Source organism: Streptomyces sp. 11x1 (assembly GCF_032598905.1).
GTDB lineage: Bacteria > Actinomycetota > Actinomycetes > Streptomycetales > Streptomycetaceae > Streptomyces.
On sequence record NZ_CP122458.1, the window covers coordinates 7,568,125 to 7,589,657 of the forward strand.

General features: G+C 65.9%; 20 protein-coding genes and 1 pseudogene. 8 read left to right on the top strand and 13 right to left on the bottom strand.

Going from position 1 to position 21,533, the window contains the following annotated elements; translation table 11 throughout:
• Nucleotides 1-92: 92 nt before the first annotated feature.
• Genes P8T65_RS33250 through P8T65_RS33265 form a run of 4 tightly spaced genes read left to right on the top strand, consistent with a single transcriptional unit; the run spans nucleotide 93 to nucleotide 5,290 of the window.
• Nucleotides 93-482: a DUF6507 family protein gene (locus P8T65_RS33250; RefSeq protein ID WP_316728892.1), complete on the top strand. Its 390-nt coding sequence runs from the start codon at nucleotides 93-95 to the stop codon at nucleotides 480-482.
• Nucleotides 482-2,989, top strand: coding sequence for a hypothetical protein (locus P8T65_RS33255; protein ID WP_316728893.1), 2,508 nt, complete (start codon nucleotides 482-484; stop codon nucleotides 2,987-2,989). The genes P8T65_RS33250 and P8T65_RS33255 overlap by 1 nt, the downstream gene beginning before the upstream one ends.
• 13 nt (nucleotides 2,990-3,002) lie before the next feature.
• Complete coding sequence (locus tag P8T65_RS33260) at nucleotides 3,003-3,869, top strand: immunity 49 family protein (protein ID WP_316728894.1); 867 nt, start codon at nucleotides 3,003-3,005, stop codon at nucleotides 3,867-3,869.
• Nucleotides 3,866-5,290, top strand: a complete 1,425-nt coding sequence (locus P8T65_RS33265) for a DUF6177 family protein (RefSeq protein ID WP_316728895.1) — start codon at nucleotides 3,866-3,868, stop codon at nucleotides 5,288-5,290. The genes P8T65_RS33260 and P8T65_RS33265 overlap by 4 nt, the downstream gene beginning before the upstream one ends.
• Before the next feature lie 46 nt (nucleotides 5,291-5,336).
• Here P8T65_RS33265 and P8T65_RS33270 read toward each other — a convergent pair whose 3' ends face one another.
• The 3 genes from P8T65_RS33270 to P8T65_RS33280 all read right to left on the bottom strand — a co-directional run bounded on the left by P8T65_RS33270 (nucleotide 5,337) and on the right by P8T65_RS33280 (nucleotide 7,270).
• Nucleotides 5,337-5,501, bottom strand: coding sequence for a hypothetical protein (locus P8T65_RS33270; RefSeq protein WP_159026104.1), 165 nt, complete (start codon nucleotides 5,499-5,501; stop codon nucleotides 5,337-5,339).
• Nucleotides 5,502-5,675: 174 nt separating this feature from the next.
• Nucleotides 5,676-6,206, bottom strand: coding sequence for a proline dehydrogenase (locus P8T65_RS33275; protein WP_316728896.1), 531 nt, complete (start codon nucleotides 6,204-6,206; stop codon nucleotides 5,676-5,678).
• A 548-nt stretch (nucleotides 6,207-6,754) separates the two neighbouring features.
• A complete protein-coding gene (locus tag P8T65_RS33280; RefSeq protein WP_316728897.1) occupies nucleotides 6,755-7,270 on the bottom strand; it encodes a hypothetical protein in 516 nt (171 codons plus the stop codon).
• Nucleotides 7,271-7,535: 265 nt separating this feature from the next.
• Here P8T65_RS33280 and P8T65_RS33285 point away from each other — a divergent pair, with 265 nt between their 5' ends.
• From P8T65_RS33285 to P8T65_RS33295, 3 genes and pseudogenes are all read left to right on the top strand, one after another.
• Nucleotides 7,536-8,075, top strand: coding sequence for a winged helix-turn-helix domain-containing protein (locus tag P8T65_RS33285; protein WP_316728898.1), 540 nt, complete (start codon nucleotides 7,536-7,538; stop codon nucleotides 8,073-8,075).
• Nucleotides 7,991-8,557: a transposase gene (locus P8T65_RS33290; protein ID WP_316731811.1), complete on the top strand. Its 567-nt coding sequence runs from the start codon at nucleotides 7,991-7,993 to the stop codon at nucleotides 8,555-8,557. Before P8T65_RS33285 ends, P8T65_RS33290 begins: the two co-directional genes overlap by 85 nt.
• A 200-nt stretch (nucleotides 8,558-8,757) precedes the next feature.
• A pseudogene (locus tag P8T65_RS33295) lies at nucleotides 8,758-9,027 on the top strand (glutamate--tRNA ligase); the annotation flags it as partial.
• Nucleotides 9,028-9,052: 25 nt separating this feature from the next.
• Here P8T65_RS33295 and P8T65_RS47440 read toward each other — a convergent pair.
• The 4 genes from P8T65_RS47440 to P8T65_RS33310 form a co-directional block, all read right to left on the bottom strand.
• Nucleotides 9,053-9,604: an ATP-binding protein gene (locus P8T65_RS47440; RefSeq protein WP_399101239.1), complete on the bottom strand. Its 552-nt coding sequence runs from the start codon at nucleotides 9,602-9,604 to the stop codon at nucleotides 9,053-9,055.
• Nucleotides 9,605-9,790: 186 nt separating this feature from the next.
• Nucleotides 9,791-10,393, bottom strand: coding sequence for a non-canonical purine NTP pyrophosphatase (locus P8T65_RS33300; RefSeq protein ID WP_316728899.1), 603 nt, complete (start codon nucleotides 10,391-10,393; stop codon nucleotides 9,791-9,793).
• A 240-nt stretch (nucleotides 10,394-10,633) separates the two neighbouring features.
• Entirely contained in the window at nucleotides 10,634-11,617 is a 984-nt protein-coding gene (locus P8T65_RS33305) for a phosphotransferase (protein WP_316728900.1), read from the bottom strand.
• Between the two features lie 547 nt (nucleotides 11,618-12,164).
• Nucleotides 12,165-13,073, bottom strand: coding sequence for a hypothetical protein (locus P8T65_RS33310; protein WP_159026105.1), 909 nt, complete (start codon nucleotides 13,071-13,073; stop codon nucleotides 12,165-12,167).
• 750 nt (nucleotides 13,074-13,823) lie between these two features.
• On the opposite strand from P8T65_RS33310, the gene aspS reads away from it, so the two are divergent.
• The gene (gene aspS / locus P8T65_RS33315) at nucleotides 13,824-15,146 is read left to right on the top strand and encodes an aspartate--tRNA(Asn) ligase (RefSeq protein ID WP_237310482.1); all 1,323 of its coding nucleotides are present in this window, start codon (nucleotides 13,824-13,826) and stop codon (nucleotides 15,144-15,146) included.
• A gap of 57 nt (nucleotides 15,147-15,203) precedes the next feature.
• Here aspS and P8T65_RS33320 read toward each other — a convergent pair whose 3' ends face one another.
• From P8T65_RS33320 to P8T65_RS33345, 6 genes are all read right to left on the bottom strand, one after another.
• A complete protein-coding gene (locus P8T65_RS33320; protein ID WP_316728901.1) occupies nucleotides 15,204-15,989 on the bottom strand; it encodes a hypothetical protein in 786 nt (261 codons plus the stop codon).
• A 7-nt stretch (nucleotides 15,990-15,996) separates the two neighbouring features.
• Nucleotides 15,997-16,923: a radical SAM protein gene (locus P8T65_RS33325; protein ID WP_316728902.1), complete on the bottom strand. Its 927-nt coding sequence runs from the start codon at nucleotides 16,921-16,923 to the stop codon at nucleotides 15,997-15,999.
• Nucleotides 16,899-18,200, bottom strand: coding sequence for a radical SAM protein (locus P8T65_RS33330; protein ID WP_237310485.1), 1,302 nt, complete (start codon nucleotides 18,198-18,200; stop codon nucleotides 16,899-16,901). Before P8T65_RS33330 ends, P8T65_RS33325 begins: the two co-directional genes overlap by 25 nt.
• Before the next feature lie 5 nt (nucleotides 18,201-18,205).
• Nucleotides 18,206-18,562, bottom strand: coding sequence for a hypothetical protein (locus P8T65_RS33335; RefSeq protein WP_046913998.1), 357 nt, complete (start codon nucleotides 18,560-18,562; stop codon nucleotides 18,206-18,208).
• 480 nt (nucleotides 18,563-19,042) lie between these two features.
• Nucleotides 19,043-19,627 (bottom strand): helix-turn-helix transcriptional regulator, encoded by a 585-nt coding sequence (locus tag P8T65_RS33340; protein ID WP_316728904.1) that lies wholly within the window; start codon nucleotides 19,625-19,627, stop codon nucleotides 19,043-19,045.
• 559 nt (nucleotides 19,628-20,186) lie between these two features.
• The gene (locus P8T65_RS33345) at nucleotides 20,187-21,389 is read right to left on the bottom strand and encodes a helix-turn-helix transcriptional regulator (protein WP_316728906.1); all 1,203 of its coding nucleotides are present in this window, start codon (nucleotides 21,387-21,389) and stop codon (nucleotides 20,187-20,189) included.
• Nucleotides 21,390-21,533: the final 144 nt, after the last annotated feature.

Below are 21,533 nucleotides of genomic sequence, written 5' to 3' on the forward strand. Positions count from 1 at the left end.
ACGTTCGTCTTGTCGGGACAGTCGGTGCGGCGGCAGGGGCTGACGCTCTGTATCGGGTGGCTCTTGGCGTGTACGGGGGTTGGGAGAGCGGTGTGACGGGGTGGGACATAGACCCGGTCGGGGTGCGCGGTGTTCTGGAGACGTCGGGTACGCATGGGAAGAACCTGTCGGAGGCGGGTTCGGCGATGCAGGGCAACCTGGACGAGGCCGCCTCGGCGGCGGGGATGATCACCAGTCAGTACGGGCCCTACACCAGCACCGTTGGCGTGGTGGGCGCGGCGCTGGGGGAGTTTCTGCAGCAGTGGAGCCGTGACCTGCTCTATATCGCCGAGCGGGCGTCCAAGTCGCTGAGCGGGGCTGCGGAGGCCACCGGGCACTACGTCGAGGGCGACCTGACTCTGGCGGCCAACGCACAGCGTGAAGCGGCCAAGGAACCGAAGGTCGAGCTGCCTGGGGTCGATTCGCCGGCCAAGGGTCAGTGATGGCGGACGAGGCGAAGCTGATCGACCCGTCGGGGATACCGCAGTTCCTCGGGGATCTGTCCACCCTTGGCATCGACGTGATGTTGCTGTACGCGAACGCGGGTCAGTTCCGGGCTTCGGGCGCGGATCTGCACACCGCCTTCCAGGGGTTGTCGGCCTTCTACCGTGCCCCGGAGGCCCATGACCTGTTCTCCTCCACGCAGCCGGTGAAGGCGAAGGCGGACGCGTTCGCGGACGATCTGGAGAAGGTCGCTGGCGCGTTGGATGAGTATGGTGTCGAAGTCAGGCCGCTGGTGGAGAAGTTGGCCACCCTGAAGGCGGACGCGCGGACGTTCGTGGACTCGGTCGCGGGGGACGACGACTGGCGCAAGGACAAAGACAAGGTCGACACCAACAATGGCTTATGGCGCGAGGTAAACCAGACAGTCGCCGCCTTCCAGGCCGCTGAACGCGCCTGCCACAACAAGATCACCGCCCTCGTCGGCGGCACCACGCTCACCGTCGATGACGGTTCGCACGGCGAGAACATGTACGGCTATCGCGCCGAGGACCTCGATCACGCCGGGGAGACCCCGTGGGGCGCGGCTGTCGAGCAGGAGTACGAGGGCTGGGACTGGTTCACGCACACGTCCGGGCAGGTCTGGGACGGTTTCTGGACCGACGGTGTGATGGGCACGGTCCATGGCGTGGGCACCCTGTTCGGCGCGGACGGCTCGGACGCGGCGGGCGAGGCGTGGACGGGCCTGGCCAAGCTCGGCACTGCCTCCTTCCTGACCAGCGCCACCCTCGGCACCTGGTGGCTGGTGCCCGACGACAAACTCCCCTCGTGGCTGCGCGATTCCCGCACCACCTACAAGCAGACCGTCAAGGGATTCGTCGCCTGGGACACGTGGGAGAGCAACCCGGCCCGCGCGGCCGGCGCCGTCAGCTTCAACGTCCTGGGCCTGCTGGGCACCGAAGGGGCGGGCGCGGCGGCAACCGGCGCCGGCCGGACCGGAGCTGCGGCTCGTGCCGTGTCGGTCGTGGGCAAGGTCGGCCGGGCCGTCGACCCGTTCACGTATGTCGGCAAGGCGGGCAAGTTCGCCTACGTCAAAGTCGGTGACGCCTTCAGCACATTGAAGAGACTGGACTCCGGGGCAACACTGGACCTGCTCGAGCGAGGCGATGCCCTCCGGTCGCCCAAGGTTCCCGACAACGCGATCCCGTACGTCGACGACGCGACCGGAAGGGTCGTCTACCTCACCGACAAGGGCCACCTGCTCAACGCCGACGGCACCCTTCACCAGCACGCCTCCCAGGCCAAGGCCGAGCCGTCGGCCGCCGCCCGCGCCGGGGACGACTCCACGTCTCGCGCCCCGGTGACAGGAACCCAGGAGCCAGAACTCGTCGGTGCTCACGCGGGGACGAATTCCGTCGCCGACGTGGGCCGGACGGGCGAGCGCGCTCCGGGCAACGGTGTCGGGCATGGTTCGGGAGACGGTCCAGGAACGGGCAGGGGGACCCCAACCGGTTCCGGACCTGGACATGGCGGGCCGCATGACCGCGCCACACGGTCGGCAGGGCCCGATGAGCATCGGGCGGATCGGGCGGACGGCGACGGCTCCCGTGACGAAGGACAGCGGAAGCTGACTCCTGCCGAGCGCAAGGCCATTCAGGACGAGCATGTCCGGAGGGCCAACGAAGACCCGGAGTGGCGCAAGAAGCACTACGACACCCTCGGACGCAGGAGACCCCATATCGGACTGGTGGACGGCGTCGAACTTCCCCAGCTCGCGAAGGATGCGCAAGGGCGCTTCGTGGCCAAGCACGACCTGCCGAGTGGTCCGTCCGAAACCCGGTTCGGTGCGAAGCCGCTGCCGCGGAGTACCGCCCCCGACGACGTTCTTCCGAGGCTCGACAGAAGGACCGCTGACCGTCGCGCCTATATGGACCTCATGAACGCGCAGAAGGCCTTCCACGAGACGCCCTCGACATCGAACCGCGAGGCCCTTGCCGCTGCTCAAAAGGCCTATGGAAAACAGCTCGGAGACGTGCCTCCGAACAGCAAGATCTCCGAGAAGCTGGGTGAGGACGCCTCCAGGCTCCACGCCGTTCGACGGGAGTTCCCGGACGCTCAGGAGATCGACCTCCCCAAGACGCCCACCGGGGCCCACATGTTCGACGGCGCATACAGGCTTGAGGACGACAAGATCCTGATCGTTGAGGACAAGGCGCCGGGAAACGATCTCCAATGGCGACAGGGACGAGCCGACCCCGAGGATCCTGGGCGACCGCACGTCGGCGACGACGGCGGGGCGGCCGGTATGCGAGTGAAGCAGGGAACGTATCTGTACCTGCGGACCATCCTGGGCGAGATGACGAAACGTGGCGGTCGGGACGCCGAACTCGCGCGAGAGTTCAGACAGGCGCTGAAGGACAGGAAGTTGCAGTACGTCCTGGTCAAGGTCCAGGAGCCGGACGGCACCCTCTATGCTGGCGTCGTGATCGAACACATGAAAATCAACTGAGAAAGGGAGGGGCGTGGTCATCCATATTTCCCGTCACGACTTCCCCGTGGACAACGTGGCCGAAGCCATGGCGCCGATCGTCCAAAGCAACGACGAAGCACTTGCTGAACTCGAAACGTCAGAGTTCGATCGCTTCGATGCCTTGGACTATTCACTGACTGTCGCCAAATGGAACTGCCTGACGGATCCCTCGGGTGAGGAATTTTCGACGTGGGAGACCTGGGTCACCGCGATGCAGGTCGGATCGGGCCTGTTCATCTCTGGAGCGGCTGCGGAAGGCCCTGTCCCATGCCGTATCGGAGGAAAAGGTGAGATCAAGAACCTTCCGGCAACCGGCCCGCAGGAGTATCTGCACGCCGGCAACTGGCTCACCACGTACTACTTGGCGGTGATCTGCCGGGAGAACGAGCGTCTCGACCAACTCGCCCGTGTACCCGTCTCATTCCTGCGCGCATCAGGTGTGGAGTTCGACGAGTACATCTACGCCTGGGTGGAGACCCTGCAGAACGCCTGGTTCGGCCGCCCGGAAACCTGGAACACCCTGGCCGCCGCGATTGATGGGACGGACCCCGAAGCCCCCCACATCGCCAGTGCCGAACTGATGCTGAAAATCCTCTACCCGCCGCTGGAGATCTTCCACCGCTACCAGCGGCAGGAGCCGGAGCCGTTCAACACGGCTCTGGCGGAAGCACTCACCTGGCATCGCGAGTACTGGACCGACAACGAGACACGGTCAAAGAGCAGCGAAGGCCTGGTGGCTCTGGCCCCATTGGCCGTCGCCTGCATGGCGTTCGACGCGGACATCCCGGTCGACGTCGAATCCGCGTACCTGCCCAAGCACCTCCTCGAACGCTCCTGGGTGGGCGAGTTCCCGACGTGACCAAAGACGTCATAGCCCTCACCCCGAAGATGCCGGACACCCGCTCCTTGATCGCCGGCCTCTCAGCAGGCGGCCTCGACCTGGGGCTGACCTCCACCGGTGACGGCGGCGTCCTTCAACTGTGCACAAGCGTTGGCCGTCCGCTGGTCTCCGTCGAGTCGCCGCTCCTGGTCCACATACCCGGCGAAGCGGAACGCCTCCTCGGCCCCGATGTGTCAGCGCCCCCGCCGCCGTACTGGTGGACCGAGACGCGCGCCTCGACCTCGGTACCCGAAGCAGAAGCTCTCGCTGAATCGTTGTGCGGACGCCTGACCACGCTGCTCGGCGGGACAGTGTGGCCACGCGCCGCAGGTACGACACGCGTGGTGGCCATCCCGCAGGACCAGTCGGCCGATGACGCACAGGAGGTCGTCGCCCCCTCCGCTCCCACCGTTCCCTCGGTCGACGTCCTGACCGACTCCACGGCGGTCGTCATCTCCGACCGCCCCGTCCTCGCCTTCACCACCTGGCTCTCCGAAGTACTCCGCACCACGAGCGCCACCAGCCGAGCCCTGCACCTGGTCACCCCGCCCCAAGCCCGGCTCACTCTCCCCCTGCGCACGGCGCTGCGGGGCGCCCCCAACCGGTGGGTGGTCCAGGACCCGGCCGGCGGTTACTACGACGGCCTGTCCGGTGTCCCCCTCGCCTGGCAGCAGGGCACATTTCTCCCGACCGGCACCACGGTCGCCGACGCGTTCACCCGCCACACCGAGCCCACCCCGGAACGCCAGCTGACCCTCACGTTCCGCACGCTCCACGCCCCCACCGCCGACCTGGTCCTCGGCCGCGGTCTGGAGACCGCCTGGCGCCATCTGACGGGCTCGGCGCCGTTGGGGTGGAGTACGTCGGAGCCGGTCAACCTGCCCTGGTCACCGCGCCAGTTGACGGATCTGGCCCGCGACCGGTCGCCTGCTCCGACTCATCTTGTCGCGATCGGCGCAGCGGATCATCCGTCCATCGCCACACTCCGCACAGCGCGTACGAAGGCCAGCGTCGCCCAGGACATCACGCTCACCCTCGGATACACCTCCGCTGCGGACGTCCCTCTGGACGCCGTCGAATCCCTTGCAGCCGCACTGGTCGACGAGCACGGCCTGGTGTCGATGCTCACCACGCTCCGAGCAGCCCGCGCGGACCTGACGCTGACCCCGCGTCTGGAGGCCCCGCCCATCCCGGTGTCCTTCACCCTCGGCGCCCGAGACGTCAACGCCATCGGCCTCACCCACGCCCGACGACCACCCCTCGCCCTGCGCCCGCGACAACTCGGCACGCACAGGCACCCCGCCCTGCACTACCTCCTGGGGGACGGAACCGAGGCCGACGCATGGACCACGCTCCAAGATCTCACCACCCACCTCAAGGCCGCTTCTGGAGTGGGGTGAATCGGCCTGATGAGGAATAAGCCTCCTCCAACTTCGAACCCGCAGGTCATTGGGGCTGGTGCGAGTCAGCGATCTCATACTGGTACTGGTCGCGGGCGGTTGTTTGCTCCCAAGGGCGTGCGACTTCGGTGTGGGTAAGCACGAGCAGCGCCCGCAGCAGCGTGGTCGCGTAACGGGCCGACAGCCGAAGCCTGGTGATGATGCCCAGCATGTTTGTTGAGTGTGCAGGCAGTGCCGCCCCGTCGAGGGCGTATACGGCGTCGCTACGCGATGAGTGGCTGTTTTTGGTCTTCGACTCCACTGATCAGCCCGCACCGAGCGGCGCAGCAGGTCACAGCACTGAACGACCCCCCTTGGCGAACCTCCGGTGCGCCCAGGAGCGCGACTAGTAGACGCGTATCCGGCTATTGCCGAGGATGTCGGCGGCCGCTGCTCGGAGGCCCTTCACGGCCTGGTACAGCAGGTGCTCCCGCTCGGCGGCGAGCGCAGTGTTCGCGGCCTTGCGGGAGGTGTCTTCCGCGTGGGCATCACGCACCATCCGTCGCATGACCTCGGCGAGGTCGTCCGCCGCGTGGACCACACCGTACAGCGCATCCACCACGGAAGGCGGACCCTCGAGGATGACGAGCTCAGCGGCTCGGTGGACGGTGCGGACCTGGGCTGCGAAGCGCTCCATCTTCTCGTCGACGTCCCGCAGATCCGGCCGGTCCGCCCGCAGCGCGTCGCGCACTGCGTCCAGGGCGACATCACGGTCGTACACCGCGCCGAGGTAGTTCGCGTAAGCGTCCCGGCGGTGCTGCCGGCGCCACTGGGCGAGCTGCGAGCGCGCCGCCGCGCGCCCGGTGACCATCGCGGAGCCGAGGGTGGCAAGTGAGCCTACGGCGGCGCCGAGCAGTGCGGCCAGTCCAGCGTCCATCGGCCCATTCTGCCTATGGCCTGGCCTGGTTGAGGCGCAATCAGAAGCGAGATCAGGTTGCGGGGCGGGGCTGAGCGCCATGGGTAGCTCGACTTCTGCTGGGAGATGGACACCGGGAAGCTCGCCTGCCAGCTACTGCGTACGGATCTGTCTGTCCAGGACCCCGATTTCGCGCAGGTGGCCACCACGATCCCGCCCTGGCCGCCTCGGCCGGGTGGGCCACACGTCGACGGCCTGACGCCGGGTGAACCGGACGGAAGTCGGGGGTGTTCTCGCTGTTGACCGGCAAATGGCTCACCGATCACGGCCGGCGGCACCGGGGGAACCTGTCGGTCTGGCCGGGCACCCAACTGCGTTTCGGGCAGTACCTCGCTGAACGCGGCGAGGACGCCCTGGCTCAGATCGAGGAGATGAACCTGGCCCCTATCCGAAGATCGAGCTCAGCGAGCCGACACAGGTAGTGTGGCTGAGCGCTTCATTCGGCGAGTTGGCAGGTTGAGCACGGCCCGTTCATGCGGCTCCGAGCACCGGCCGACCACGCTGGGCCGTCACGTGAACCAGGCGTCCGGCTCATCCGGAACGGGGCGGCCTTGGTCCGGAGCGGCAGCCATGATCGTCTCTAGATATCCGGGCAGGGCCGGTGCGGGACTGATGTCGTGCGCGTCGATGATGCCGTCCATAAGCACAACCGCAGGCCCGACTTCGTTAAGGCCGGCGCGCGGGTACCGCGTGATCAGGCTCCACCAGCCGCCATGGATGCGGACAACCCGCTTCGGCTGCTGCGGTGCCCAGGAGTCGTACACCGCCACTGCCTTCACAGCAGCCTGTTCTCCTGTGGCGTATTCGGCGGCGTACACACCGAGTTCCTGCAGCAGCGCAGCCACGAAGGGGTGCTCCAGGGGAGTGGGCACGACGAGGTCGACCAGGCGCAACTCGCACGGGTCAGGATCGGTGATGCCGTCGTTGTACTCGTCCCACAGATACCGCTCGCGGTATGCCTCCCAGGTGCGCCAGTCCGCAAGCTCCCGGATGAGCCGATTGGCCAGCTCGTCGCGGGCGAACAAGGCCTTGTCCTGTCCCGGAGCCACGGCACAGGATGGCGGCGTTCCCGACCCAGGCCCGAGCGGGCCGTTCTTACGGCGTTTGCCCATGCCACCCACTCTGGCACCGCCGCAACGTCAGCGGGAGGGGGCATTACTGATCTCGGCTCGTTAGGGTGATGTTTGCTGAACCTGCTGATGTGGGTGTGGCGTTGTCGGTAGTCCGTGGTGTGTGAGATACGCGGATGGGGGCGGGCTGACGCCTGCAGCACGGCGGCGCCGGGAAGCGGTGCGGATACAGGCGGCGGAGCTGTTCGCTCAGCAGGTCAAGCCGCCCGAGGTAGCCCGGCAGCTGCGTGTGAGTCTGAAGTCGGCTTATCAGTGGCAGCAGTTGTGGCGGCGAGGCGGTGTCGACGAGCTGCTTTCGCGAGGACCGGGTGGGGGCCGGTGTCGCCTGTCGCCGCGTTGTCTGGAGATGCTCGCCGGATATCTGGAGCAGGGTCCGGCCGCGCATGGCTGGACGGAGGATCAGGTGTGGACCGCGGCGAGGGTGGCCACGCTGATCGGCAGGAAGTTTCACATTTCCTACAGCGTCTCGGGTGCCACGCGGCTGATGCACCGGCTCGGCTTCAGCCCGCAGGTCCCCGCACGGCGGGTCGCCGAACGCGACGAGCAGGCCGTCACCGCGTGGAAGGAGGCGACCTGGACGGAGGTAAAAGAGCCCGGGCGGCCTGTGGGGGCTACATCTGCTTCGAGGACGAGGCAGGCTTCACCCGCCGGCCGCCCAGGGGACGCACCTGGGGCCGGCGCGGCCACACCCCGGTCGTGACCGTCAGCGGCCGCCGCTCGGGACGGCTGTCCGTGGCCGGGCTGATCGCCATGCGGCCCGGCTTCCGCACCCGGCTGTGCCATCGCCTGCGCACCCACCGCGCGGGCAAGGGCAAGCGCCGCAGCATGGGCGAGCGCGACTTCATCGCGCTGATCGACGGCGTCCACCAGCTCGTCAAGGCGCCGATCGTGCTGGTGTGGGACCGGCTGAACACCCACGTCTCCCGCGCCATGCGTGAGCTGATCGCCGAGCGTGAGTGGCTGACGGTGTTCCTGCTGCCCGCGTACTCTCCCGACCTCAACCCCGTGGAGTGGGTGTGGGCGCACGTCAAGCGCAGCCTGGCCAACCTCGCGGTCGTCGCCTTGGACCGACTCGAAGCCCTCGTACGCAACCGGCTCAAGCGCCTTCAGTACCGGTCCGGCATCCTCGACGGCTTCATAGCAGGCACCGGCCTGGCCCTCGACGATCCACATTCACCCTGACGAGCCGAAGTCAGTAGTGTGCGAGCCCAGTCGCACACCAATGCTCAACTCGCCGTCTGAAGTGCAGAGTCACAGGTCTCGGTAGCGCGGGCGGCGTGCTGCTCGCCCATAACGTCGGCAACCACGACGGTGTGCCCGACGAGGGGCGGCGTGAGACGGTGTACTACCGACTTCATGCGAGCGTCCACCGTGATCGGTGGCGTGCGATGAAGGGCGATCCGGTGGCTCTCCTGACCACGGCCCGCGCCAAGTTAGGGGCGGCCGACTGGACCAGCCCCGAGTCCCTCAAGGAGCTGGTGCTGGCCGCCGGCGAGGAGCACAGCCTGAAGCTGGGCAAGGCCCAAGCCCTGGTACGCGTCGCCGTAATGGGCTGCACGGTCGGCCTCCCGCTCTTCGAGTCCCTGGAGGTCCTCGGCAAGGATCGCATCCTGGCCCGGGTCGATGCGGCTGTCGAGGAACTCGCTGGCTGACCACTTCTGCCTGGTTCGAAGCAGCTCAAGCCGCTTGGTCCTCGACTCGTGTACATGCACTGGCGATTGGCGCGGGTTCTGTTACGGCGGAGTGGGTGTCTACCGCGCGGTTGAAGACCGCGCGGTCAGCAGGTGCTTCATCGTGTGAGGGCATCCCGGTTTTGGTGTCCTCCACGGACGTGGGAACCGTCAGCTCGAACCAGGTCTTCTTCCCCGCCGCACAGGGGTGTGATCCCCACTCCGTTGCCAACGCTGAGACGAGGAAGAGACCGCGCCCATTCTCGTCCGCGGACCGAGCTTGAGACAGACGCACCGTAGTGGGGTCGACGTCGGTGACTTCCACGCGGAGCCGCTGTCCGGTCCACCGTACGGACACAACGCACGCGGCCCGCGTGTGCATGACCGAGTTCGCGACCAGTTCTCCGGTGAGCAACTTCAAGTCTTGGGCCAGCTCCTCGTTCAGGGCCAGCCCGAGCCGCCTTGCACGGCTCACAATTCTGTCTCGTGCAGCCGGCACCGCCTCAACCAGGGGCGGGACGGTAAAGGCGTAGGGCGATTCTTCGAACAGGCGCGACATAGCTGGGACCTCTCGGTGGGCAGAAGCTAGTGTGTCAACGCGATCTCGCAAGTGGATGGATCGCTCGCCGACTTCACCAAGCAGCCCGGCAGAGCAACCGGGAAATCCAGTAAGAGCCCGGCAGGCGGCGGACGTCCACCATGGACCACAGGCAGCCTGGCTCTCTATCCCTGAAGTGATATCACCTCAGTAATGCCGCTGTGACTGTGCCAGCCACTTGCCCAGGGCTGCGACGACCGAGCGCTTTCCCCACTCGGCGAACACGCGGTTCTGCTCAGCCTCCGGCAAAGCGGCCAGTGTCGCGGTGGCTCCTTTCGGCACGAAGATTGACCACAGATCGGACCAGGATCGTGAACCGTGCCCACGATCTGGTGCCATCGCGATCGTTCCCGGCTCGCGGGTGTCGTCCGCGAAGGTGTGCAACTCGCCGTCGGCGTCCGCGTAGACCGCGGCACTCGCGAAACGGCAGGTCCGCTTCTCAGTGAGGTCCGCGAGATGGGTGAATCCGGCGGGGCCGAAAGCCTCCAGAGCCTGTTTCACCATCGGTCCCGGCCAACCACCGAGCTCCTCAATATAGAAGCCTGAATCCTCGACGAACAACGGCTGTCCGAGAGCCGCGTAAGCCTGCCGGGCCTTGTGCTCCGCGATTTTCGCAACTGACGTGGTCTGGATCTCATCCAGCTCCAAAGCCACCTGTTCCACTTCAACACCCCAAGGCGCAAGATGCTCTTGGGCTGTACGATACTTCCCGCCATTCCCTGTGCACATCGCAACCGTGATACCCGGCATGAATCGAAGAACCCCTCTTCGGGAACAAAACTCGCGGAACCACGTGGCCGCAGGTCCCATATGCGGCTGTCGCGTGAGGCCATTTCAACAAGATCGGGCACCATCTGCTGCCGTCAATCGTCCTCCGGGAGCACGTCGTCGGCCGTGTTCGGCATGGGCGGCAGTGGGATGGGCTCTGGTGCTGACTCGACCCCCGCTTTCGTCAGCCGATTGGTGTGCCAGGTTGATCAGTTGGTGGGGTCATAGCAGCCACTTGCGCCGGGCCGCCAGCCATCGCAGCGTGACCTCTCCGCACCATGTTTGGTGCTGACGCAGGTGCGGCGACCAATCGGCTGGGGGTTGTGCGCCGGAGACCAGGAAGAAGCCCGAGAGCGCGGCCAGAGCGGCATCGAGTTGATCGCTGTCGACTCCGCGAGCTGTGGGGTGTTTCCTGAACACAGTGGTGGCGTCGTGGCCATCAGCGTGTGCTGTGGCCAGGAGGAGTACGAGGTCGAACCAACTAGCGCCAAGGCAAGGCCAGTTCCAGTCGCAGATCCACGCACTGCCATTGGCGTCGACGAGGATATTGTCTTGGCGGAGGTCGTGGTGGAGGACTGCGTCGCCAGCGACGGCCTGCCGCCACCGGGATTCCAGCTCGGCCAGGGTGTCCAGTCGGCCTGTCGGGACCCATGTGGGGAGGACTGTGGCGCTTGTGGTGCCGGCGGCAAGCAGCCGCCAGTCGTCGAAGTCACCATCTTCGCCGAGTGGTTTCAGGCCGACCTGCTGGAATGCAGCGGGTGGTGTGGACAGTGCCTCGGCTGCGGTCGCGTATGCGTCGAGGCTGGTTGCGAGCTCGTGGGTCCTCCACGGCGAGCTGGGCATACGGCCGCTTTCAACGGCGTCGAACCCGAGGATCACCCATCCATCCAGTTCCTCACTCCACCGGTGTCGAGGCGCTGGTACCGCCTGGGGCAGGGCCCGGTTGACCTTGGCTTCTCGCCGGTAGCAGTCGGCGATGTGTGCAGAGTCTGCGCTGTTGACGGCTTTGACGAACTGGGTGCCGCCTGTTCCGGTGATCACGCTGGCGAAGCCTTGGGTGAAGCCGCTTCCGGCACTCGGTCGGGCGGCCACGCTGCCCCCGAGTCGTCGGGCGATGAGTTCGCGGACACGCTGGGGCAGGTCGTTCCACTGGGGGCGTGCGGCAGTGGAGTGGTACGGCGGCCTCGGGGTGATGACGATCGGCATTCCGCAAGCGTGAGGCCAACGGCCACGTGGCCGCCAGCGAGATTCACCATGCCGTCTCTGCCTCACAAGGCGACGGCGAAGCGTGTGGAGGGTCGGCGGCCGGTCTTCTACACGCTGGCCTCCAGAGGTGTGATTGCCCAGCATCGGGATGTATGCCGAGGCCAGCCCGGTGTCGAACGCCGGCGACTACCAGGCCCGGCGCGGCAACATCTGCTACCGGCCCCGGTCGGGTCGGTAGGCGTTCGTACACACGCTGAACGCCTACGGCCTGGCCACGAGCCGTCTCGTGCCTGCGCTTCTTGAGCAACATCAGCAGGCCGACGGCACCGTGGCGGTACCCGAGGTTCTGCGGGAGTGGATCCCGGGCGGTTTCCTGGCAGCGCCGTCCCGCAACGTTGAGCCAGAAGCATCCTGACGCATGCCGTGGTGAGGCCCTGTCCTCCGGCTACGGGGAGGTCGGAGGACAGGGCAGCTCTTCACCAGGGCCGGCTACGGCAGGCCTGGGTGTGGCTGCTGGGGAGTTCGCCCAAGTGCTCGTGTGTCGTCGTCAGATGCCTGGGCGTTTGGTCGGCGGAGCGAGATCCAGGATTTCGGCCCGAAGTTGCCCGCACGCAGCGGCCGTCTCCCTGCCAGCAGACAAGTGGTGGGACACCGTCCAGCCGGTCAAATCTCGGGAGAGAGCGGCGATGAATTCCTCTTCCCTCGCGCTTGGGAGCAGCGGGCTGCCGTGCACGGGATTGAAGCTGGAGAGCCTCAGTATGAGAAAGCGCCCGGCGTAGGGAGCGAGCAGCTCGGTCAGCGCTGCTTCGTCATCGGGCCGCGTGTTGTGCTCGCAGAGAACGTAGTTCAGCACCACCGGGCGCATTTCAGCAACAGCTGCCCACAGTGGCAAGACGGTCGAAGGGTCGTCCGCTCGGGGGATGACCACCCTGCGCTGAGCGGCGTTGGCGCCGTGCAGCGAGAACATGAGGCGATCCGGCAGCCAGGAATTGGGCTTCAGGAGATTTCGCACCCAGGCCTGCGGGGCGATGCTGGTTACCTTCACCTGTCGAGCCATTCTCTGGTCGACGATCGTTTTCGCGGCGGTGGTGACGTGGTTCCAGTTGGCGGCAGCGTCACCGACTCCAGCGAAGTCGACCCAGATGAGGGGGCCTTGCTGAGGACCTACCTGTTGCTTCAGCTGCCCTACTGCAGAGGCAATCTCTTCCGCGTGCAGATTTCGAACGAAGGGAGTCCGTGCGAAGGTGGTAGCGCAATGTGCGCAGCCATACCTGCAACCCGCCTGGGCCGACATGCACACAGAATAGGCTTGGTGCTCTCCCTCCCAGAGTTGCACGGCTTCGAAGGTAGCCATGTCTGACGTTTTGAAGACGTGCTTGATGCTGCGGTCGGGTGCTTTCGATGGCAGAGTTGAGACGACCTCGACCGAAATTCCGGGCGTGGATATTCCTTCCATTGAAGGAGTTCCTTTCCCTGAGTTACTCGTGCAGGGTCGGTGGGAAACGGGACGATATCTCGTGACTGGTGTTCACATGCGTCGATTGCTCGTGAATGCATGGACTCTCTATCGCGAAAGCAGTCGACGAAAATTCTTCTATTCTTTGCGTGGGCCGAATCGATGCGAAGACCTGGCCAAAGCAGCGTAAAACACGATCGCGTCGACCAAAAATCACCGCCGTGATATCACCCAAGAAATACGATGATGAAATGGAGGCGAATCCTCTCGCGTAGTCGGCTCTGCGGAGAGAGAGTGGCCTGCCGGGTATCTCGTTGAGGGCGTCCGGATCTGATACGTGACGACGCCTTGGGACAGGGGACTCTGAAGTTCTGGATGGCGGCTGACCGTCATTACGGCCGCACGCCGCTCCGACAGGCCGCTCGTTGGCACGATCTTGCTGTCGCATCCCTGCCCACCCCGCTATGCTCAGCAGCAACGCGTTGAAGGAGACGAGTAGCCGCGGGATCACGCGAGCAGAGAGAGCCGCCGGTAGCTGGGAAGGCGGTCTTGCGTCCCAAGGTGAAGACCCTCCTGAGCGCGGGGAGGAACGGCCTCGTTGAAGGCCCAATGCCCCGCCGGCCGGCCCCCGTCATCGGGCATGAATGAGGCCGTGGCTCTCTGAGCTGCGGTAAAGGCGCGGTGGCACCGCGAGTACCCTTCTCGTCCGCGCCCCCAAGGGATCATGACGACGCCCCTTGGAGGGCTGCGATGATCCACATGACTAGCCGTGTACTGGTGTCTGGCCTGCGAGAACATGTCGGGCAGACCGTTTCTGTGTCGGGCTGGGTGAACACGCTCCGCCTGCAACGCAAGATGCAGTTCGTCGTCGTGCGCGACCACACCGGCATGGTGCAGGTCACTCACAAACGCGGCGGCGAAGGCGACGAGGTTGAGACCGCGCTGGAGGGGCTGACGCCGGAATCCGCAGTCCGGATCACCGGTCGCGTGGTCGACAACCCGATCGTGAAGCTCGGTGGCCTGGAGATCATCCCCGAATCGGTCGAGGTGCTGAACCGGGCAGAGACTCCACTTCCCATCGACGAGCAGACCGGACTCGAACACCGCCTGGACTGGCGGTTCCTCGACGTGCGGCGCCGGCCCCAGGCGCAGCTGCTTTTCGCTGTACAGACCACACTCGAGCAAGGGATGCGCGAGTACGCCTATCGGCAGGGGTGCACGGAGATGCACACTCCGAAGCTGATGGGCACCGCCTCGGAGTCAGGCGCTGAGGTGTTCAAGCTCGGCTACTTCGACCGCTCCGCCTACCTGGCTCAGTCGCCGCAGTTCTTCAAGCAGATGGCGATCTCGGCGGGTGTCGACAAGGTCTTCGAGATCGGGCCCGTCTTCCGCGCTGAGCCGTCCTTCACCTCCCGGCACGCCACGGAATTCACTGGTGTGGACGTGGAGTTGGCGTGGATCAACGGAGTCGAGGACGTGATGGCCTTCGAGGAGCAGATGCTCGCGCATGCCATCGCCAAAGTCGCCGATGCACACGGTGAGGCGATCCAGGAGACGTTCGGTGTCGAAGTGACGGTACCGACGACGCCGTTCCCGCGGATCACGATGGCCGAGACGCAGGAGATCCTGCGGGCCAAGGGCTGGGACCCGGCCGGCGTGAAAGAGGACCTGGACCCAGAGGGCGAGCGTGGGATCGCCTCGTACATCAAGGAACAGACAGGGCATGAGTGGGTGTTCGTCACCCACTATCCGACGAGCATCCGGCCCTTCTACCACATGCGGCCGACGGACGACCCGGGTGTGACGCTCAGCTTCGACCTGCTGTGGAAGGGGCTGGAGGTCACCACCGGTGCGCAGCGTGAGCACCGCTACGACGTGCTCTTGAAGCAGGCTGCGGAGAAGGGGATGAGCACCGAGCCGATGCAGGACTACCTGAACGCCTTCCGGTACGGATGCCCGCCGCACGGCGGTCTGGGCATGGGGCTCGGGCGGGTCCTGATGGTGATGCTCGGCCTCGACTCGATTCGGGAGGCCACGTTCCTGTTCCGTGGCCCGAACCGGCTCACCCCGTAGTCACGCCAAGAGCCTGGGCCGCTGCACCCTTTGGAGGGTGCAGCGGCCCAGGCCTGGTCAGTAGCGAACGTTTCGCAGATCGAGCTTCCACGCCTCGTCGGGGTGCTGGTCCCAGTAAGCGCGGAGTGCCAGTTCACGGTCAGCGAAGCGGCCTTGGTGGCACAGACCGCCGTGGGAGAGGGTGACGCTCATCGCGAGCGGGGACTCGGTGGTTACCCAGTGCGGGGTCAGGGCGTGGCTCCACAGTCGGTCACCGGGCCCCATCCGTAAGGACTCGCGGTCGGCCGGGTCGTGTTCGGGCGGTTCCTCTGCGGTGGTCTCGCCCGCCACAGCGGCCTCGGCCGTGAGGTGCTTGTCGGGGTTCCTGTAGCTGTGGAAGGTCTTCGTGCCCTCGACCTGCCACACGAGCCCGTGCGAGTTGTCGTTGTGATACGTCGATGAGGCACCGCCCGTGGAGATGAACAGCAGCGGCGCGCACCGTTGCCACGTGAACCCCCAGCTCGACAGCCGGGTTCGCCAGGGGACCATGACCTGCTCTTGGAATCCGCTGAGGAGTCCGTCATAGAAGCGGGTGAGGTTGAAGTGGACGAGGCGGAACGTCCACGTGGCCACTTCTTCGACCGGGGCTGTGCGGAAGGCCGACGTACGGTCCATGCGTACGGACCAGTCCTCGTCTCCGAGGATGGTGAAGCGCACCTCCTCGTCCCGCCGGACGGCGTCGAGGACGTGAAGGGCGGGCGGAAGGCTGAAGCCGGTGGGGGTGAGGACGTTGCTGACGCGCTTGTTGGGAGGGATCCGCCACCGTTCGATGAACTCTTCTGGTGTGGTGACTGGGGTCGTCATCGTCCACTCACGGGGTGTCGTCGGCGCGGCAGATGGCCGCGCACTCTGGGGTGGTCCGGTCCTGCGGTTCGGCGTGGAGAAAGCGACTGATCTCCGCGCGGGGCGCGCGGACGCTCACCCCCGTTTTGCCGTAGGGGCAGAGGCGGATCTCGCCGCTTGCGGACACGTACAGCGTCGCGGACGCGCAGGAGGGCCGTCGCTCGGGGTACAGATGCATGGCTCGCAGGGCGGTGAGGTACTCCTGGAACCGCGGGGTGAGCTGGAAGTAGCGTCCGAGAAGGTCGGCGTCCTCCCGCTGCTGGGCCAGGTAGTTGTAGAAGGTGAAGCCGACGCGCTGTCGTGCCGAGTCGTCGAGTGCCACCGGGCTGAGCTGGATCTGGACTCCTGACTTGTGGACGCGCTCGTAGACGTCGTGGCACTCCTGGGCTGTGAGTTTCCAGTACGTGAGGTGGAGAACTCTCTCTGCCGTGGGGACCTGCTCGAGCGTCGTGATCGCCGACGCCACGGACCGGGTGGTGCGCCCGAGTTCCATGGCACCAGCCGAGTCGGCGGACACGGTGACGTTCGCGAGCAGGCGCGCGATGTCGGCCAACCGGTCGACGTCGTCGGGGTCTCGGGCCGAGGTGACGATCGACACGGGAATCCCGAACTGGTGAGCGAGCCGTACGAGCTGGCGTAGTTCGGGGTGGTGCGCGGGTTCGCCGCCGGTCAGGCAGATCGCCTCGACGCCGGTCTCCTTCAGCCGGGACAGTGCCCGGGTGTAGGTGGCGATGCCGAGGAAGCCGTGGGCCCGGTCGGCTCGGAAGCAGAATCCGCAGGCGATCTTGCAGTGGCCGGAGGTGCTGATGAGCGCGGAACGGAACTGCTGCCGGGCTCGTGCGGGTGGGCTCTCGGGGTGGGTGACGGTGTTCACTGCACCCCCGTGCTGTCCCATACGGCGATCTCCACGGTGCTCGTGTAGAAATCGCACATCTGTGGGTCCGGCCGGTCACCGCCGATGAGGAGTTGTTCGTTGCGTGAGGGGCCCCCGCAGATCGCCAGAGCCGGGCACTGGCCACACTCGGGGATGGGGGCGACGTGCTTGGCGATGCCGCCCAGCAGGTTCGGGTCCGCACGCAGTTCGTCGAGGGTGTGCAGGAAGGAGGGTGCGGTGAAGTTGATGTCGCAGAGGCTGACTCGGTTGCCGGGCAGCAGGGCGACGTTCAGGGTCCGGTCGCTCTGGATGTGGTCGAAGAGCATGGGGCGGCGCCGGTCGAGGGCCTGGAATGCCCGGTCGAGGACGGAGAACATCATCCCGCCACGCCCGAGGGCGACGAGGCGTGCTTGGTACAGCTCCCTGGCCAGCTCCCTGCCCTTGACCGTCCAGCGTCCGCTGGTGGGTATCGGGGTGTTGGCGTAGATGAACTTCAACCCGAGGTCGTCGATGATCCAGGTGACGGTTTCGGCCAGGCGGCCGATGTTCGCGGGTGTGGGGGTGAGGTTGCAGCCCACGTGGATGCCGCCTGCGTCGAGGAGCCGGCGGACGTTGCGCCGAATCCGGCCGTCGGCCGGTTGCCCGCCCAGGAGCCGCCGGTGCTCGGCGTTGATGGCGGGTGGTCCGTCGATTGAGATCCCGACGCCGTACTCGTACCGGGCGAAGTGCTCGATCATGGCGTCGGTGATGCGGGCCCCGTTGGTGACGACTGTTCGGCGGACCCGTTTGACGTCGTACTGCGCGGCGAGAGAGTCCGCGAGGGTGTCCCCATGCTGCATCAGGTCGAACCGGGTCGTCGGTTCGCCGCCGAACCACTGGATGGCTACCTCGTCGCGACCGGCGTTCGTCTCGAAGAGGTAGGTCAGGCCGTCGGCGATTTCCTGCTCGGTCATGTCCGGCTTGCCGGTGTTGGTCTCGACGAAGCAGTAGCTGCACTTCATGTTGCAGGCGTCGGTAAGGACGACGCGCAGGCCGCTGATCCGTACGGGGACGGGATCCAGGTCGAGTTGGTGGAGCCGGTTATGGAGTGCTTCACGCTGATCAGCGCGAGGGCTGTCGGGCGTGAAGCCGAGCTCGGCGAGAGCTTTGTGGGTCGCGGTCGGGGGAACCGCGGAGAGGTCGGTGACCTCCCCGCGGTCGAGGTACACACTGTCCAGCGTGACCGGGTCGAGGAGGGCGCCCTCGCCATCCCGGACGTACTGGATGTACTTCCCCCACAGGAGCTGTGAGGTGACCACCTGTGTTACGCGGCTTCCTCTTCGAGGATGCCACGCTCGGCCATGACCTTGCGGACGAGCTCCTCGCCGGCGGCTTGCAGCTGTGCTGAGGCCTCCGGCGAGCCTCCGTCGGCGAGGACGATCACGCCGGGGAGGGTCGGGTTCGGGGCGATGATCGTGATGCCGGCGGGCTCGGTGCTGACCACCAGGATGGCGTTCTCGACCGGGACCCAGTCCGCTTGATCCTTCACCGCTTCCAGGATCTCGGCCTGCTTGGCCTGGAAGGCGTCACGCTCGCCCATCCAGACTCCGGCCTTCTGCTTGGAATCGACGACGTCGGCGTAGAGCAGGTGATCGTTCTTGTTTCGTCGTGGTGTCGGCATGGCACTCATCTCCTGTCGCTGGCGCGGCGCATTTCGGATCTGAACGTCGTGCTGTGCAGGCCTGAAGTTCGGGCCCCTGATGAGGGTGCTCCGCATTCGCGGGGCGAGCACATCTCGGGGGTGATATCACGGCGGTGATATTCGCGGGATCACGTGAGTACGCTAAGTTGCAATCCTTCGACGCTGACACGCACTCCCCGCGCTTCGATCCAGTCGTCCGGGGCGCCCGACCAGGTCCCTCACACGGGGTTTGCAAGGTATCGATGCCTGGCTCGGCGAGCCGTAAGGCGGTGCGAACTGGCAAACGGGCTTATCAACTATCTTCGCCGATCTCTTTTGAACCCTCGGGTGCCGGGCACAATAGCCAACTGCGCCGCCTTCCGACGGGCATGGCCACGCAAGTGACCAAAAGGCCCTTCTTCCCTTCTACGCGAACAGCACCATCTCGATGTCGCTGGGAGTGGTCTACCCGGCCGAGCGTCACGCTGGCCATCCCGCTTTCTTCCCTGTGAGTGATGGGCCGCACGGTCGGCCTTCCGCTGTCGACGGTTGGAGCATGGGGCCTGTGAGTTCCGCCGGAGTGTTGAGTCCTGCGAGCAGTTCGACGATCTTGTCGATGTTGGTGAGTCTTCGTACTCCTGACTCCAGCATGGACAGGAAGGCTTGGCTCAGACCCGTGAGCTCTGCCATATCACTCTGGCGTAGTGAGCTGCCGATTCGCACAAGGTGGCACACTCGGCCAAAGTCACGGGCCCAGAGAGCTTCCCGGACGTCCACTTGCTTCCAAACCTCTGGTACCACCTGGGGCGGTGGCGAAGGGGTAGCTGATACGTGTCGCGAACAAGCGCTGCAGTACGGTTCGTTGTTGTATCGGCTCAGAGGTCGTCGACACCATCGACACAGGCGTGCATGCCGCTCAGCGGTGTCCGTCGCGGATGAGGGCGAAGGGCTGCTCTCCCGGCCCCTCGTCTCGACCGCCGTTGCGCCTGCGCGTATCGGGATCCTGCGGGTGTCCTCGTCAACTGCTAAGGCGAGCGGAAAGCGATGGCCGGCATCATTCGACATCGGGGGCACCAGTCTGTGACGGGAAGTCGAGCTCTGCCCACGCCGATGTGCCGATCGTGAAAGTGTCGTTCATCTTCCACCGGTCGGCCAGTGCGTCTATGAGCCGTAGTCGGGGATCTCTGTCTGGCTCCGAGGAACTTGCCGTCAACTGGCGGAATTCGTGGACTGTGTCCGACACCTCGATTCGCAGGCCGCTTCGTACTCGCAGATACCGCGTCTCGATCTCTGCGCCCGGGTGCACACTGCCGTGGCGTACCGCGTCGGTTAAGAGCTCCGCGAGAACGAGGACAGCTGAGTCTTCAATACTTGCGAGGCCCCAACCGCCAAGCACTTTACGGAGTTCACGACGCGCAAGGCCGACGCAGCGCGGATGGCGACTCCAGCGGAGCACCACCGCACTGCTGCTCTTGGGGCCGACTCCATCATCCGGCCGATAGATCACAGGCACTCCGATGCTTCCCCGTACAAGTGGCTTGGTCGCAACGACCGTAGGAGCCGATGGGGAGGCGGACCCGGAGGAATTTTCCGGGTCTGCCAACGAACCTCTCTACAGCGGGCTCTACCTGATCGCGCCGAGCCGCATGCCCAGGTCCTGGACATCCTGACGGCGGGATCGCTTGTGGAGCCGACGAGCTAGGTCCCGAGCGAACTCGTGTGCCTTGATCTGCTCGGGAGCGGTTCGGTAGGCGTGCTTGAGATGGTCTATCGCCTCATCTGTCCGCCCTGCCTCAGCATAGGCACGGGCAACATCCAGTCGGGCCCGCCCTCGTCGCTCTACCGGCAATCCTGCCGCTCTGGCTCTCGGCGCTACGTCCACGGCCAGTTGGACGTCCTCGAATTCCAGGGCGAGCGCCAGCCGGTGGATCTCTACGTTGCCGGGACCGAAGGAGGTCCACATCGCGTTGGAGTCGCCGCCGAGCAGGTCCGCTGCTTCTTGGGCCTTCCCCATCATGTGATCTGCCAGCGCCCGGTTCCGCATCCGGGCCGCTGCGACGGCTCCGTTGAGGAACAGGGTCCCGTACAAGGAGAGAGAAGCCGGCGTGGAGCGCCACCAACCGGGTTCGAGGTCGTCTGCCGCGTCGAGGGTGACGTTCACTGCCTCTGCCGGCATGCCGGCGCCGAGTTGAACATGCGCGACACCTCGCCGCAGAGCGAGCATTGTGGCGGGGTCTTCCGACTCTGCGGCCGCCATGTCGCCTTGGTCTACAGCGGTCCAGGCCAGGTTGGTCTCACCCAGCTTTCGTAGAAGTACCGCCGCCACGTGGCAGGTCAGTGCGAACAACCGGAGTGCTTCGACGTGTTCGGCGCCAGCTGTGCGCTCCTGTGTGGCCAGCCGGGCGTCCGCGAGTAGTCCGGGCAAGCACTCTCCAAGGCGTGCGAACTGGCAATTCTGAAAGAGCCGCCAGGCTTCGTCAACTGCGAAGGAGAGACGTTCGAGGCGCACGGTTTCACGGCCGTCGTACAGCGAGCCCGCCAGCCGTCGCGACTGCATGAGTGCGGTGCGTATCGCCGGGATGCTGGCCGCGTGACGACCGCGGTCGTCCAAGAGCGTCGGCGTGCCCTGAAGATCCTCAACGTGCACTCGCAGAGCGTGTGCCAGGTCCGCGAGCATCTTCACGTTGTTCACCGGTATGCGGTCGGACTCGATCCGGTACACCCAGTCCTCGGAGCGTCCCAGAAGTTCGCCGAGCTGCCGCTGGCTCAGGCCCCGGCGTTTCCGGTAGAACCGGACTCGCTTGCCGAACGGAAGATGGTCGGTCATTCCCCGCATTGACGTGCTCCCCTCAGCCTGCCCGATCGAGTTTCACACGGCGTGAGCGCGCGGGACAGGAGAACCGTCATCTGAGGGCGCCTGTTATCTGGAACGTAGGCTGATCCCATCGGAGGGCAACGGCGGGGAGCAGGT

Excerpts from the sequence above, each read along its gene's own strand:
- P8T65_RS33255 (WP_316728893.1), top strand. The coding sequence starts at position 482 with ATGGCGGACGAGGCGAAGCTGATCGACCCGTCGGGGATACCGCAGTTC.
- P8T65_RS33270 (WP_159026104.1), bottom strand. The coding sequence starts at position 5,501 with ATGCTGGGCATCATCACCAGGCTTCGGCTGTCGGCCCGTTACGCGACC.
- P8T65_RS33275 (WP_316728896.1), bottom strand. The coding sequence starts at position 6,206 with ATGGACGCTGGACTGGCCGCACTGCTCGGCGCCGCCGTAGGCTCACTT.
- P8T65_RS47440 (WP_399101239.1), bottom strand. The coding sequence starts at position 9,604 with ATGTCGCGCCTGTTCGAAGAATCGCCCTACGCCTTTACCGTCCCGCCC.
- P8T65_RS33300 (WP_316728899.1), bottom strand. The coding sequence starts at position 10,393 with ATGCCGGGTATCACGGTTGCGATGTGCACAGGGAATGGCGGGAAGTAT.
- P8T65_RS33305 (WP_316728900.1), bottom strand. The coding sequence starts at position 11,617 with ATGCCGATCGTCATCACCCCGAGGCCGCCGTACCACTCCACTGCCGCA.
- P8T65_RS33310 (WP_159026105.1), bottom strand. The coding sequence starts at position 13,073 with ATGGAAGGAATATCCACGCCCGGAATTTCGGTCGAGGTCGTCTCAACT.
- aspS (WP_237310482.1), top strand. The coding sequence starts at position 13,824 with ATGATCCACATGACTAGCCGTGTACTGGTGTCTGGCCTGCGAGAACAT.
- P8T65_RS33320 (WP_316728901.1), bottom strand. The coding sequence starts at position 15,989 with ATGACGACCCCAGTCACCACACCAGAAGAGTTCATCGAACGGTGGCGG.
- P8T65_RS33325 (WP_316728902.1), bottom strand. The coding sequence starts at position 16,923 with ATGGGACAGCACGGGGGTGCAGTGAACACCGTCACCCACCCCGAGAGC.
- P8T65_RS33335 (WP_046913998.1), bottom strand. The coding sequence starts at position 18,562 with ATGCCGACACCACGACGAAACAAGAACGATCACCTGCTCTACGCCGAC.
- P8T65_RS33340 (WP_316728904.1), bottom strand. The coding sequence starts at position 19,627 with ATGTCGAATGATGCCGGCCATCGCTTTCCGCTCGCCTTAGCAGTTGAC.
- P8T65_RS33345 (WP_316728906.1), bottom strand. The coding sequence starts at position 21,389 with ATGACCGACCATCTTCCGTTCGGCAAGCGAGTCCGGTTCTACCGGAAA.